The following is a 12055-nucleotide window of genomic DNA, read 5'->3' as shown; positions in this document are numbered from 1 at the left end:
CACATGGGTGGACCCGGCAGTCGCCGCGTCCCCACGAACGAAGCAGGAGCACACCATGACGAACTCCACGAGCACCACCGGCCGCACCGTCATCGAGGACGCCGTCGTCGAGAAGGTCGCCGGCATCGCCGCGCGCGAGGTCCCCGGCGTGTACGCCATCGGTGGCGGAGCCGCCCGCGCGATCGGCGCCGTCCGCGACGCGATCGGGCAGCGCGACCACGGCCAGGGCATCTCGGTCGAGGTCGGCGAGCACCAGGTCGCCGCTGACGTCGTGATCGTCGCCGAGTACCCCGTGCCGCTGCAGCGCCTCGCCGACGACGTCCGTTCGTCGATCGCCCGCGCACTCGAGCAGATCGTCGGCATGGCGGTCGCCGAGGTCAACGTGACGGTGCAGGATGTGCACATGCCCGAGGACGACGCCGACGAGACGGAGTCGCGCGTCTCCTGACACCGAGCCCGCACCCGCGACCTGGAGAACCAACCGTGCACCACCAGCCACCCCGGACGGCGCTCGTCGACCTCGACGACGGCGTCCTCGCCGGACGGTCGACCGACGGTGACGTCCGGGCCTTCGAGGTCCTGATCCGCCGGCACACCCCGCTGCTGCGTGCCTACGCGCGCCGCACGCTGGGCTCGACCGACGAGCTCGACGACGTCGTGCAGGAGACCTTCATCACGGCGTGGGACCGACTCGACTCGCTCGAGGACCGGTCGCACGTGAAGGCGTGGCTGATGCGCATCCTCAGTCGCAAGTGCCTCGACCGCATCCGGGCACGACGCGACCACGACGACGTCACCGAGATCGAGGTCGCCGCTCCTGCCGACGGTGCTCCCGAGCGCGTCGCCGAGGCCCACGACCGCGAGCACGCCGTCGAGCTGGCCCTCGAGTCCCTGCCCGAGGCGCAGCGACGGTGCTGGCTGATGAAGGAACTCCTGGGTTCTTCGTACGAGGAGATCGCCGAGGACCTCGGCGTGCCCGTCTCCACCGTGCGCGGGCTGTTGTCCCGCGCCAGGAAGAACATGATCAGTCTGATGGAGGGCTGGCGATGAACGAACTGCCCGACAGCGCTGCACTCGCGTCCCTCGAACCCGACGACCTCGACGGTCACTCGATCGACGAACTCGCCGACTACCTCGACGCCGGCATGCAGCCGCCCGTCCCGAGCATCGACGACTCGCCCGCGTGCCAGAACGCCCTGGCGGCGATCATCCGCCTGCGTCACGCCTCGCTCGGCTCCCTCGAGAACGCCGCCCGCTCCGAGGCCCCGGCCGACGAGTCCTGGATCGGCGGTGTCCTGGCGAACATCTCGATCGAGGCCCGCTCCGGCCGCGACGTCCCGCTCCGGTCGACGTCGGCGACCGAGCGTCCGGTGATGACCGAGGGTGCGATCCGGTCACTGGTCCGCCGTGCCGGTGACTCGGTCCCCGGCATCGTCGTCGCCCGCTGCGCGATCGAGGGCGACGTGACGCAGCTGCTCGCGCCGGTCCGCGTCTCGGTCGAGGTCGCGATCGTCGCGGGCCCGTCGATCCCGGCGACGGCGGACCTGGTCCGGAACGCGGTCGACCTGACGCTCCGCGAACAGACCGACCTGGTGGTCGAGGCGATCGACGTCGTCGTCCGCGACCTGCTCGTCGGACGCGACGCCGACGAGGCGCACGCCGACCCGGCGGCGGTGGACGTCGACACGACCGACCCCGACCGCGACACCGAGACCGACACCACCGAGGAGGCCCGAGGATGAGCGACCCCAGTCAGACCGACGACGCGCCGCAGACGAACGAGACCTGGTCCGTCGAGACGGTCGACGCCGTCGAGGCCGCGGTCCTCGAGGTCCCGGGGGTCGCCGAGCTGTACCGCGCCAAGCCGACACTGCACAGCGCCGTCACGGCGGTGCAGCGCATCTCGGCGACCGGGAACCCGCCGCGTGTCGTGGTCGACGGTGACGTCCTGCGCGTCGTCATCGGCACGGACGGCTTCGCCCCGGCACCGCAGGTCGCACGTGCCGTGCACGACGCGGCGCTCGCCGCCGCGACCGCTGCCGGCCACACGCTGTCCCGGGTCGACGTGCGCGTCGCCCGCGTCGGCTGACGCGACCGCAGACCGTCCGTCAGTCGACCGGGCTGCGCGCCGCGACCTCCAGGACCACCACGATCGCGGCGACCGCGAGCGCGGTCACCACCAGTGACGCGGTGGGGACCGCGATGCTCGCCAGCACCACCAGGACGAGTGCGACGACGGTCACGTTCCAGCGGGGTGCCAGGGTCGGTCGGAGCGCGAGCGCCCACACCGCCGCGACGAAGAGCGCGACCGGCACCGCGATGGTCGCCGCGACGGAGGCCCGGGTCAGGTCCGCCTCGCCGGCGTCGGCACTGACGGCGACCTCGATGCCCGCGGGCAGTGCGGCTGCCGCGGCGAAGACGACGTAGTGGCCGTACCCGAACACCAGGGCGCTCGGCAGACCGCGGATGTGCTCGTGCTGCTCGCGGGCGAAGTAGATCCACCAGAGCCCGGCGACGACGACGAGTCCGCCGCCGGCCAGGGTGAGCAGCGGTCCGAGGTGCTCGGCGTGCCGCAGCCCGTCGATGACGGCGTTCGCCGAGGCCACCAGCCCCTCACCGAGGACGATGAGCGTGAAGAGCGAGTAGCGCTCGGCGATGTGCCGGGTGTGCCACGGCGTCGTCTCGGAACGGGACTCCGCCCACACCGGCACCAGCAGCTCGAACAGCACGAGGAACGGGATCACGGCCGGCGCCGCGGCGTGCGGGACCGCCAGCAGCGCGACCCAGAGCGCCTGCACGACGACGACGCCGACGACGTAGCGGGCCGCCGTCGACCGGTACTGCGGGGCGGACACCCCGGCGCGGATCCACTGCGCGACGAGCGCGAGCCGCATCACCACGTAGCCGATGACCACGACCACCGGCGCCTCGCCGTGCATCGCGGGCCCGACCCCCGCGGCCAGGACGAGCACCCCGGCCATCTGCACGAAGGTCGCAACGCGGTACAGCCAGTCGTCGGTGTCGAAGGACGTCGCGAACCAGGTGAAGTTGATCCACGCCCACCAGATGGCGAAGAACACGAACGCGAACGACAGGATCGCCGAGCTGACGTGTCCCTCCGCCTCGATCTCGTGCAGGTTCGACGCGGCGAAGCCCACGGCGACGACGAAGACCAGGTCGAAGAGCAGCTCGAGCGGGCTGGCGGCGCGGTGCCCCTCGGCGGGGTCGCGGGGCCGCATCCGGCGGAGTCCGATCGTCGTCACCGTGCATGCCTACACGAGGACCGGCCCCGGGCGGAACCCGGGGCCGGTCGACGTGTCGCTCAGACGGAGCCGGCTCAGTAGAAGTTCGTCGCCTGCGAGTGGCTCCAGGCTGCGCACGGGGTGCCGTACGCGTCCTTGATGTAGCGCAGCCCCCAGGTGACCTGGGTGGTGGCGTTGGTCTGCCAGTCGGCGGCGACGGTCGACATCTTCGAACCGGGCAGCGCCTGCGGGATGCCGGTCGCGCCGGACGGGTTGTACGCCTGGTAGTCCCAGCCCGACTCCTTGGTCCAGAGGCTGTCCAGGCACTGGAACTGGTCGGACCCCCAGCCGTACTGCGACGAGGCGAGCGACGCCGCGGTCGACTTCGCCCCCGCGGGGGTGTTCGCGGCGGCCTGGGCGGCGGCGGCCTGGGCGGCGGCCGCGGCTGCGGCGTCCGCCTCGGCCTTCGCCGCTGCTGCGGCCTCGGCGGCCCGTGCTGCGGCCGCCGCGTCGTCCACGTCGCGCCGGTCCTGGTCGGCACTCGCCTGGGCGACGTCCTGCGCGGTGTCGACCGTTGACTGGATGCGGTCGCTGATGGCCGCCCCGGACAGCTGCCGGTAGTCGGACAGTGCGCTGATCCGTCGTTCCAGGGAGGCGGTGTCGGTCTTGTCGTTCGCGTCGGCGACCACGGTCTCGGCGGTAGTGATCGTCGCGGCCGCCTGGGCACGGTCGAGCGCGGCCCCGCTCAGCGCAGGGGCTGCGGAGGCCGAGGGCATGCCGATGGCCTCACCGATCGCCGGCTGGGTGCCGACGGTCAGCGCGCCCCCGGCGACGACGAGCACGGCGGCGCCGCTCGCGAGCAGCACGCCGCGCTTGCGGAGCGCGCGGCGGATCCGGCGCGACGGGCTGTCGAGCGCAGCGCGCCGGGTCGTCGGGACCGGGTCGGTGGGGATGGGCGTCGGGGCGTGGGGGTGCAGTCCTGGCATCGTTTCCGGGTGTCGGGCGGGTCGGCCGTGCGCACCGCATCGTCGCAGCGCAGCAGGGACCCGCCGGTGGGGGAGTCCGGACGGTGCTGTGGGGGCCCGTCCGTCCGCCGGGCGGCCGTGTGGGGCGGCCGCCGCGATGACGGAAACGGCCACCTTGGACGACGACCCTGGGCGAACCGTCAACAGCGACTGGCAGAACGGTCCGTCCACCCGGTTGGCGCGATGCCTCAGGGGGGTGCTCAGCGCTCCGAGCTGGGCTCCTGCTGGACGCCTTGGCCCTGTGCAATGCGCTCCAGCGCGTCGAGGGCACCGGCGATCGCGTCGAGGTCGCTGGCGGGCAGGTCGTGGATGAGCTCGGCGACGATCCCGGTGCGCTGCGACCGGGCGTCCTCGACCGCGGTGACGCCGGCGTCGGTGATGCTCACCTTGAACGCTCGACCATCGGTCGGGTCGGCCTCGCGAGCGATGAGCCCGCGCTGCTCGAGCTCCGTCAGGATGCGGGTCATCGTGGGCTTCGTGACCACCTCGAGTCGCGACAGGTCGCCCGGACGGAGCGGTCCTTCGCGCTGGATCGTCGCCAGGGCGGAGACGATCCCGTACCCGAGCGACGCCGAGTCGGAGCGTGCGCGCCGGTTGATCCGTCCGACCGCCCCGGCCAGGCGTGCGGCGATCTCGGTGCGGTCGGTCTGCCCCGTCGGGTGGTCCGAGTTGTGCTGCCTCATCGGGTGCTCCAGGGGGTCGTGCGGTGGTCGAGCCGATGCTACCGGCTCGGTCGGGACGGGGTTCCCTGTACGTCTCCGCAGGAACGGTGTCAGTGCTTCTCCCCGGGGAGCTGGTGGATCGCCTCGGTGGCGAGCTCGGCCTCGACGTTGTCGCCGTTCTCCGTGGCGCTGCGCAGCCGCTTGAAGTCGGCGGTCATCCGGTCCCAGTCCACCAGTTCGTCGAGGTTCGGCAGGCGCAACCGGAACGCGAGCCCGTCCATCGTGTCCGTGCACACCCGTCGCAGGTTCTCGTTGCCGCACTCGGCGACGTACAGGGCGAACACGCCGAGCGCGTCGGTGTTGACGGCGCGGACGTCGTGCGCCTCGAGCTCGGCGATCGTGCGGTCGAGCGCCGCCAGGACCTTCTTGCGTGCGCTGGCCCCGAGCCGGGGGACCGCGAGCCGGACGACCCCGCCGAACAGCACGCCGAGTGTCTGCAGCGCCTCGATGACCTCGTCCGGCTTGGGTGTGGTGATCCGGGTGTACCGGTTCGGCGCCATCTCGATGAGCCCGGCCCGGGCGAGCTGGCTGAGCGCTTCGCGGATGGGGGTGCGGGAGACGCCGAGCCAGGCGATGAGCTCGTCGTCGTTGAGACGCTCACCGGGTTCGAGCGTGCCGTCCATGATCGCGGCGTGGATCTTCTGACGGACGGTGTCGCGGAGCAGCTGGTGTTCGGTCGGGGCACTGCTGGGGACCGGCATGTCGTTTCCTTCGGTTCGGGTTCCGTCGGCCGACGCTGGTCGGTGTGCGGATGCACGGCCGACGATACCTGACATACGAACGGTGTTCCGCTCGGTTCAGGGTGTGTCAGTGTCCCGCAGTCGCCCCAGGGTCACCGCGTCGTCCTCGCCGGCCCACCAGCGGTCCAGCACGGCACGGAACGGGGCGGGATCGTCGGCCACCGCGGCGAACAGCGTCATCGAGGACCGGAGCTTGACGGCGTCGATGCCGCCCATGAGCGCGTCCACCGAGCGCGCCCGGCTGGTCGCTGCGGCGTCGGCGACCTCGAGCAGCCGCGGTCCGAGCACGGGGTGCGCCAGGTAGGCGCGTGCCTCCGAGGCACCGCTGATGCCGTACCGCACGGCCGTCGCGCTGTGCCCGAGCCCGGCGAGCTGCGGGAACACGAACCACATCCAGTGCGTGTCCTTGCGTCCCCGGCGCAGTTCGGCCAGCGCGATCTCGTGCACACCGTCCTGGGCGCGCTCGAACCGGTCGAGGTCGGGGTGCGTACTCACCGGACCACGTCCCCCCACGCGTACCGCACCGTCGTGCCGTCGAGCACCAGGAGCGAGTCCGGTGCCCGGTCGAACAGCCCCGACATCCCGACAGCGTCGGGCAAGTCGCCCTCGAGCCGTTCCAACCGCGCCTGCCGGAGTGTCAGCGGCGGGTGCTGACGCTGCCAGAACACGGTCTGCGCCAAGTGCCGCGCGTGGATCCCGGACCGGGTCGTGAGCTCCGTCGCCAGCGGGGTGTCGTCGACCGCACCGGCCACGACCCGGACCGCAGCGGCGTGGCGGGGCTGGACCGCGCCTCCCGTCGGTCCGCGCAGGACGCGCAGACGACCGAGCGGGCCCCCGGAGCGTTCCGGGTGCCGCACGGAGCGGTAGCGCAGCGCGTCCCCGCGGCGCCTGCCACGCGCGTGTGCGAACGTGTACGGCACACCGAGGAGCGCGTGTGCTGCCACGATGGCGGGCACGTTGGCGGTGTCGACGGTCCGGTAGACCACACCGCGTCGACCGCGGTCGTCGATCGTCAGGATCTCGATCGTGACCTCGGTCATCGAGCCGATTCGCCGCGACGGCGGGAACGGCGGGACCCGGGTGTCGCGGAACACGTACGACGTCAGGCCGGCCCACGCGCTGCCGTCGACGACGTCGGGGCGTGTGCCTCGCGGCACGAGCTGCGCCAGCGACGCCGGGTCGTGCCGCCAGTGCGCGAAGACGACGTCCTCCCACGCGTGCACCGTGACCGCGCGGTGCACCAGGGGGACGGACGCCCGCTCGCGCGCCGTCGGGGTCATCGTCGCGGCGCGTGCCGACCGACGCGCAGTGCCCACAGGACCAGCGGCGCCTGCAGGGGGAGGCGCACCACCGAGACGAGCCGCATCGCCCGGGTCGACCGCGGGCTGTCCAGCATGCCCTTGGCCATCGTGACGTTCGCGGGGAAGACGGCCAGGAAGAGCGCGGCCGCGGCCATCCCGGACGCGCGGCGGGTGGCCGGGATCAGCAGACCCGTCGCGATGCCGAGCTCGGCGGCTCCGGAGAGGAGCGTCGTGGTCCGGGGCGGCAGGCCGGGCGGCACGATGCGGTCGTAGCCGCGCGGGCGGAGGAAGTGGGTGACGCCGGCGCCACCCAGGAGGACCGCGAGCGCGCCCGCGGTCCTGGTGGCGCGTCTGGCGCGTGCGGAGCGTCGTCCCATGGCCCCATCGTGGCCCGCCGGTCGGTGGGTGCTCCCAGAAGCGACCCAGGATCCTGCGGCGGGGGACCGAGCCCGGGGCGACCAGGTCAGGGTGATCAGGTCAGGGCGATCAGGTCAGGGCGATCAGGTCAGCGCGGTCGCGACCAGGTCGAGGACCGCGGCGGCCACCTCGGCCTTCGTGCCGGACGCCGCCCGGATGACCTCGCCGCCGGGGACGAGCACCTCGATGGCGTTCTCCTCGCGCTCGAAGCCCTCGGACCACCCGACCCGGTTCAGCACGAGCATGTCCGCCGGCTTCCGGGCGATCTTCGCGCGACCGAGCTCGAGGCGCGCGTCGCGGTCGGGTTCCGTCTCGGCGGCGAACCCGACGATGATCTGCCCGGTCCGGCGGTTCGCCACCAGGTCGGCCAGCACGTCCGGGTTCCGCACCAGCTCGAGCGACATGCGCTCGCCCTGTGCGTCCTTCTTGAGCTTCTCGGACCGGACCTCGGCCGGTCGGTAGTCCGCGACCGCCGCGGTCATCACCACGACGTCCGCGTCGGCGGCGGCGGCGTGCACGGCGTCTGCGAGCTCGAGGGCGGAGCCGACGGGGACGACGTGCGCGTCGAGTCCTGCGGTCAGGCTGCTGTCGACGTTGGCGGCGACCAGGGTGACGTCCGCACCGCGGGACGCGGCGGCGGTGGCGATGGCGACGCCCTGCCGCCCGCTCGAGCGGTTGCCGACGAAGCGGACCGGGTCGAACGGTTCGCGGGTCCCACCGGCGCTGACGACGACGCGCACGCCCGCCAGGTCGCCCTGCTCCCCGCGGGCGCCGGTGCTGCCGGCGGTCGCGGACTGGAGGCCCGGTTCGGCTCCGTCGGGTCGGCCCACGCCGGTGGTCTCGGCCAGCACGGCCAGGGCCGCCGCCAGGATGTCCTCCGGTTCCGACATGCGACCGATGCCGGCGTCGTCACCGGTGAGTGCACCGACCTCCGGGCCGACGACGTGCACCCCGCGGCTGCGCAGCGTCGCGATGTTCGCGCGGGTCGCGGGGTGCTCCCACATCTGCGGGTGCATGGCCGGTGCCACGACGACCGGGGCCTCGGTCGCCAGGAGCGTCGTCCCGAGCAGGTCCCCGGCCAGCCCCGCGGCCATCCGGGCGAGCGAGTCGGCGGTGGCGGGGGCGACCACCACCAGGTCCGCACGGCGGCCGAGTGCCACGTGGCGGACCTCGGCGACGTCCTCGAACACGCTCGTCGTGACGGGGTTCCGGCTCAGGGCCTCAAGGGTGGGCAGTCCGACGAAGCGCAGGGCGCCCTCGGTCGGGACGACGTGCACGTCGTGGCCGGCCTTCACGAAGCCGCGGATGACCTGCACCGCCTTGTAGGCCGCGATGCCCCCGGTGATGCCGACGACGATGGTCCTCCGTGCTGCGTTCACGGTGGCCACGCTACCCGGGGCCCGTGGGAGGGTCGAGCGCATGTGCGCCGGGTCCGCCGGTTCAGCCTGGGACGGTTGAGCCCCGGCTGGCGTGCGAGGATCGAGCGCATGTGTGCCGGGTCCGCCGGTTCGGCCTGGGACGGTTGAGCCCCGGCTGGCGTGCGAGGATCGAGCGCATGTGCGCCGGGTCCGCCGGTTCGGCCTGGGACGGTTGAGCCCCGGCTGCCGTGCGAGGATCGTGCGCATGTGCACCGTCGTCGTCCGCGTCGATCCCGGCTCCGCGTGGCCCGTCACCATGCTCGCGATGCGGGACGAGTCGCCGGACCGTCCGTGGGACCCGCCGGCGGCGTGGTGGCCCGAGCGCGACCCGTCCCTCCGCGGCGTCCGCGACCGCGAGGCGGGTGGTGCCTGGCTGGCTGCGTCGGACCAGGCCGGGCTCGCCGTCGTGTTGAACCGCTGGGAGGACGTGCCCTCGTCCGACGGCACCTGGACGACGCGCGGGGTCCTGCCGCTCGACGCCCTGCAGGGGGCGATGCCCGGCCACGACGACACCGTGCCGACCACGCGCGCGTTCAACCTCGTGCGGGCGACGGCCACGGGTGCTTCGGTCGTCACGTGGGACGGTGCCCGTGTCCGCACGACCGAGCTCGGACCCGGCGTGCACATGGTCACGCACGGTGAGCCCGACGACCCGGCCGCACCGCGCATCGGCCGCTGGCTGGGGTCCTTCCGCGAGGTCGACGCGCCGAGCGGCCCGCCGGCACTGGCACCGTTCGACGAGCTCCGGGCAGCGGACGCGGGGACGGACGCCGGCGACGGGTGGAGCCCGTGGTTCGGCGTGCTCGCGGCGTCGGCAGCGCTGCCCGCCGACGACGCGGACGCGATCCTGCGGGACTCCGTCGAGCCCGAGGGGCACTTCGCGACCCTGTCGATCGTCGCCGCGGCGGTGGGGCCGGGGCGGACGGTGCTGCAGCACGCCCGCCTGACCGACCCGGGCGACATCACCAGCGCCGTCGAGCTGCACCGCGCCTGACGTCGCGCGCGGCGTCGCACCCCCTGACGGACGTCGCGCCCCGTTCCCTGCGGGCGCGACGTCCGCACGGGGGTGCGATCCGCCCGCAGCGCGGCGCAGCGCAGCGCGGCTCCGTGCCGGGGCCGAGCCGGGCCTCCCTCCCGGTGCCTGTGCGCACCGGAAGCGGACGGGGTACGCCCCCGCCGCTCCGGCGATGCCCAGCGCGCGTACCGTCCCCGGACGTGACGACCCGACCACGTACCCTGCTGGCCGCCCTGCTGGCCACGGCTGCCGTCCTCGCGCTGAGCGCCTGCGCCGAGGACTCCTCCGTCGCGGCCCAGCGGACGCCGACCGCATCGTCCACCTCGCGGCCGTGGGACCACGCCGCGCACGTGCGGGTCGTCGTCGTGGGTGACTCGATCAGCGGCGGGCACGGACTCCTCGAGTCGCAGGCCTGGCCCGCGATGCTGGCCGACGAGCACCACTGGGCGCTCACCAACCTGTCGTGCGACGGTGCGGGCGTGGCAGCGCTCGGTGACGACGACGACTGTGCGAGCGCCTACCCGACCCTGGTCAAGCGCGCGGTGGAGCTCCGGCCGCAGGTCGTGTTCGTGCAGGCGAGCTCGAACGACCTCGGCATGGACGACGCCGAGATCCGCAGCGCGACGAACCAGGTGGTCGCCGATGTGCACCGCCGGCTGCCCGGTGCGCGGCTCATCGGCCTGAGCGCGATCTGGGACCAGGACGCACCGCCAGCGCAGCTCGCCGTCATCTCCAAGGCACTGCGGAAGGCGATCGGGCACGAGGGCGGGCAGTACGTCGACATCGGCGAACCGCTCCGCGGACACCCGACCTGGATGCAGTCAGACGACGTGCACCCGACGGTCGAGGGGCAGCAGGCGATCGAGACGGCGGTCGCATCGGCCTTCGCGCGCGACCACGTGCGGTTCTGACCCGGGGCACACCCGCGTGGTCGGTGTGCACGGTGCGCCGTTCGTCGTCCGTGCGAGGTTGGTGGCGTGGTGCGAGGCAACAACCTCGCACGACGCTGGCAAGGGCGCACGGGGTGCGAACCGCGCACGGTGCGGACTGGAGGCGCGTGGCGGCCGGGCACCGCTCCTCCCGTCCGGTGGGCCGGTGGGCCGGTGCGAGGTTGGTGGCGTGGTGCGGGGCAACAACCTCGCACGACGCTGGCAAGGGCGCACGGGGTGCGGAGCTCGCACCGTGCGGAGCTCGCACCGTGCGAGGCGCAAGCCCGCGCCGCGGGTCAGGCGGGCAGCGAGGTCCCCGTCAGGTCCTCGGCGACCGCCCACAGGCTGCGTGCCAGGTCCGTGCTGCGCGCCGAACCCGGGATCGACACCGTGGTGGTCGGCCCGGTCATGCCGAACGGCCCCGACGGCCCGTAGTAGGCGCCGCCGACCGCTGCTCGCCCGACCGCGGCGAACAGCAGGGGCTCACTGCCCTGCTCGACCCCCTGGTTGAAGGGCATCGCCCGCTGGCCGCCGGGGACCGGGCGTGAGCCGCCGAGCGAGCGTCCGGCCGCCTGCAGGTTCGTGCGGGTGTAACCGGGGTGCGCGGCCGTCGAGACGAGGGGCCAGTCGAGCTCGACCGACAGCGTGTGCAGGTGCAGCGCGAGCAGCAGGTCCGCCAGCTTCGACTGCGCGTACGCACGGAACGGGGAGTAGCGCCGTGTCCACTGCAGGTCGCCGAAGCGGATCCGACCGGGGATCGCGGCCAGGCTCGACATCGTCGCGACCCGGGGTGCCTCGGCGCGCAGCAGTGCCGGCATGAGCAGGTTGGTGAGCGCGAACGGGCCCAGGTAGTTCGTGCCGAACTGCAGCTCGAAGCCGTCGACCGTCTCGAAGCGCTTCGGCGGTGCCATCACGCCCGCGTTGTTCACGAGGACGTCGAGCGGCCGGTCGTCGTCGATGATGCCCGCCGCGAAGCGCCGCACGCTGGCCAGGTCGGCGAGGTCGAGCTCGCGGACCTCGAGGTCGGCGTGCGGGAACTGCCGGCGGATCGCCGCGGCTGCCTCGTCGCCCTTGGACGTCGTCCGCACCGCGATCACGACCGAGGCGCCGGCCTCGGCCAGACGCGTGGCGGTCTCGCGGCCGGTGCCGCTGTTCGATCCGGTGACGACGACGCGGCGTCCGGTCTGGTCGGGGAGCTTCGGCATGTCCCGGACCGTACACGGGGGCGCTGGACCGATCGGCCCCG

At 73.5% G+C, this 12055-nt stretch carries 15 protein-coding genes; 6 read left to right on the top strand and 9 right to left on the bottom strand.

What is annotated here, in order from left to right:
- Positions 1-55: 55 nt before the first annotated feature.
- Genes DEJ13_RS12930 through DEJ13_RS12915 form a run of 4 tightly spaced genes read left to right on the top strand, consistent with a single transcriptional unit; the run spans position 56 to position 2089 of the window.
- On the top strand, positions 56-448 hold the full coding sequence (locus DEJ13_RS12930) for an Asp23/Gls24 family envelope stress response protein (protein WP_111105670.1): 393 nt from the start codon (positions 56-58) through the stop codon (positions 446-448).
- A 35-nt stretch (positions 449-483) separates the two neighbouring features.
- On the top strand, positions 484-1050 hold the full coding sequence (locus DEJ13_RS12925) for an RNA polymerase sigma factor (RefSeq protein WP_056119158.1): 567 nt from the start codon (positions 484-486) through the stop codon (positions 1048-1050).
- Positions 1047-1742, top strand: a complete 696-nt coding sequence (locus DEJ13_RS12920) for an Asp23/Gls24 family envelope stress response protein (protein WP_111105669.1) — start codon at positions 1047-1049, stop codon at positions 1740-1742. The genes DEJ13_RS12925 and DEJ13_RS12920 overlap by 4 nt, the downstream gene beginning before the upstream one ends.
- Positions 1739-2089, top strand: coding sequence for a hypothetical protein (locus DEJ13_RS12915; protein WP_111105668.1), 351 nt, complete (start codon positions 1739-1741; stop codon positions 2087-2089). The genes DEJ13_RS12920 and DEJ13_RS12915 overlap by 4 nt, the downstream gene beginning before the upstream one ends.
- Positions 2090-2108: 19 nt before the next feature.
- On the opposite strand, the gene DEJ13_RS12910 is transcribed toward DEJ13_RS12915, so the two are convergent.
- From DEJ13_RS12910 to DEJ13_RS12875, 8 genes are all read right to left on the bottom strand, one after another.
- Entirely contained in the window at positions 2109-3263 is a 1155-nt protein-coding gene (locus DEJ13_RS12910) for a low temperature requirement protein A (RefSeq protein ID WP_258373972.1), read from the bottom strand.
- A 74-nt stretch (positions 3264-3337) separates the two neighbouring features.
- On the bottom strand, positions 3338-4228 hold the full coding sequence (locus DEJ13_RS12905; protein WP_258373971.1) for an aggregation-promoting factor C-terminal-like domain-containing protein: 891 nt from the start codon (positions 4226-4228) through the stop codon (positions 3338-3340).
- Positions 4229-4467: 239 nt separating this feature from the next.
- Positions 4468-4950 (bottom strand): MarR family winged helix-turn-helix transcriptional regulator, encoded by a 483-nt coding sequence (locus tag DEJ13_RS12900; RefSeq protein ID WP_111105667.1) that lies wholly within the window; start codon positions 4948-4950, stop codon positions 4468-4470.
- An 89-nt stretch (positions 4951-5039) separates the two neighbouring features.
- A complete protein-coding gene (locus DEJ13_RS12895; RefSeq protein WP_056119142.1) occupies positions 5040-5690 on the bottom strand; it encodes a GntR family transcriptional regulator in 651 nt (216 codons plus the stop codon).
- 96 nt (positions 5691-5786) lie between these two features.
- Positions 5787-6224: a DUF1810 domain-containing protein gene (locus DEJ13_RS12890; protein ID WP_111105666.1), complete on the bottom strand. Its 438-nt coding sequence runs from the start codon at positions 6222-6224 to the stop codon at positions 5787-5789.
- The gene (locus tag DEJ13_RS12885; protein ID WP_146245145.1) at positions 6221-7009 is read right to left on the bottom strand and encodes a YqjF family protein; all 789 of its coding nucleotides are present in this window, start codon (positions 7007-7009) and stop codon (positions 6221-6223) included. The genes DEJ13_RS12890 and DEJ13_RS12885 overlap by 4 nt, the downstream gene beginning before the upstream one ends.
- Positions 7006-7407 (bottom strand): DoxX family protein, encoded by a 402-nt coding sequence (locus DEJ13_RS12880; RefSeq protein ID WP_111105665.1) that lies wholly within the window; start codon positions 7405-7407, stop codon positions 7006-7008. The genes DEJ13_RS12885 and DEJ13_RS12880 overlap by 4 nt, the downstream gene beginning before the upstream one ends.
- Positions 7408-7530: 123 nt before the next feature.
- Positions 7531-8868 carry a bifunctional phosphopantothenoylcysteine decarboxylase/phosphopantothenate synthase gene (locus tag DEJ13_RS12875; protein ID WP_111105664.1) on the bottom strand — a complete coding sequence of 446 codons (1338 nt, stop codon included), beginning with the start codon at positions 8866-8868 and terminating at the stop codon, positions 7531-7533.
- A 202-nt stretch (positions 8869-9070) separates the two neighbouring features.
- Between DEJ13_RS12875 and DEJ13_RS12870 the strand changes: the two genes are divergently transcribed.
- Together DEJ13_RS12870 and DEJ13_RS12865 are read left to right on the top strand one after the other, a co-directional pair.
- Positions 9071-9859, top strand: coding sequence for an NRDE family protein (locus DEJ13_RS12870; RefSeq protein ID WP_111105663.1), 789 nt, complete (start codon positions 9071-9073; stop codon positions 9857-9859).
- 221 nt (positions 9860-10080) lie between these two features.
- Complete coding sequence (locus DEJ13_RS12865) at positions 10081-10791, top strand: SGNH/GDSL hydrolase family protein (RefSeq protein ID WP_181436913.1); 711 nt, start codon at positions 10081-10083, stop codon at positions 10789-10791.
- Between the two features lie 314 nt (positions 10792-11105).
- On the opposite strand, the gene DEJ13_RS12860 is transcribed toward DEJ13_RS12865, so the two are convergent.
- Positions 11106-12014 carry an SDR family oxidoreductase gene (locus DEJ13_RS12860; RefSeq protein WP_111105661.1) on the bottom strand — a complete coding sequence of 303 codons (909 nt, stop codon included), beginning with the start codon at positions 12012-12014 and terminating at the stop codon, positions 11106-11108.
- Positions 12015-12055: the final 41 nt, after the last annotated feature.

This window comes from Curtobacterium sp. MCLR17_007, from assembly GCF_003234655.2.
GTDB lineage: Bacteria > Actinomycetota > Actinomycetes > Actinomycetales > Microbacteriaceae > Curtobacterium.
The sequence above is the reverse complement of the archived record's forward strand: the minus strand, read 5'-3'. Positions and strand labels throughout refer to the sequence as shown.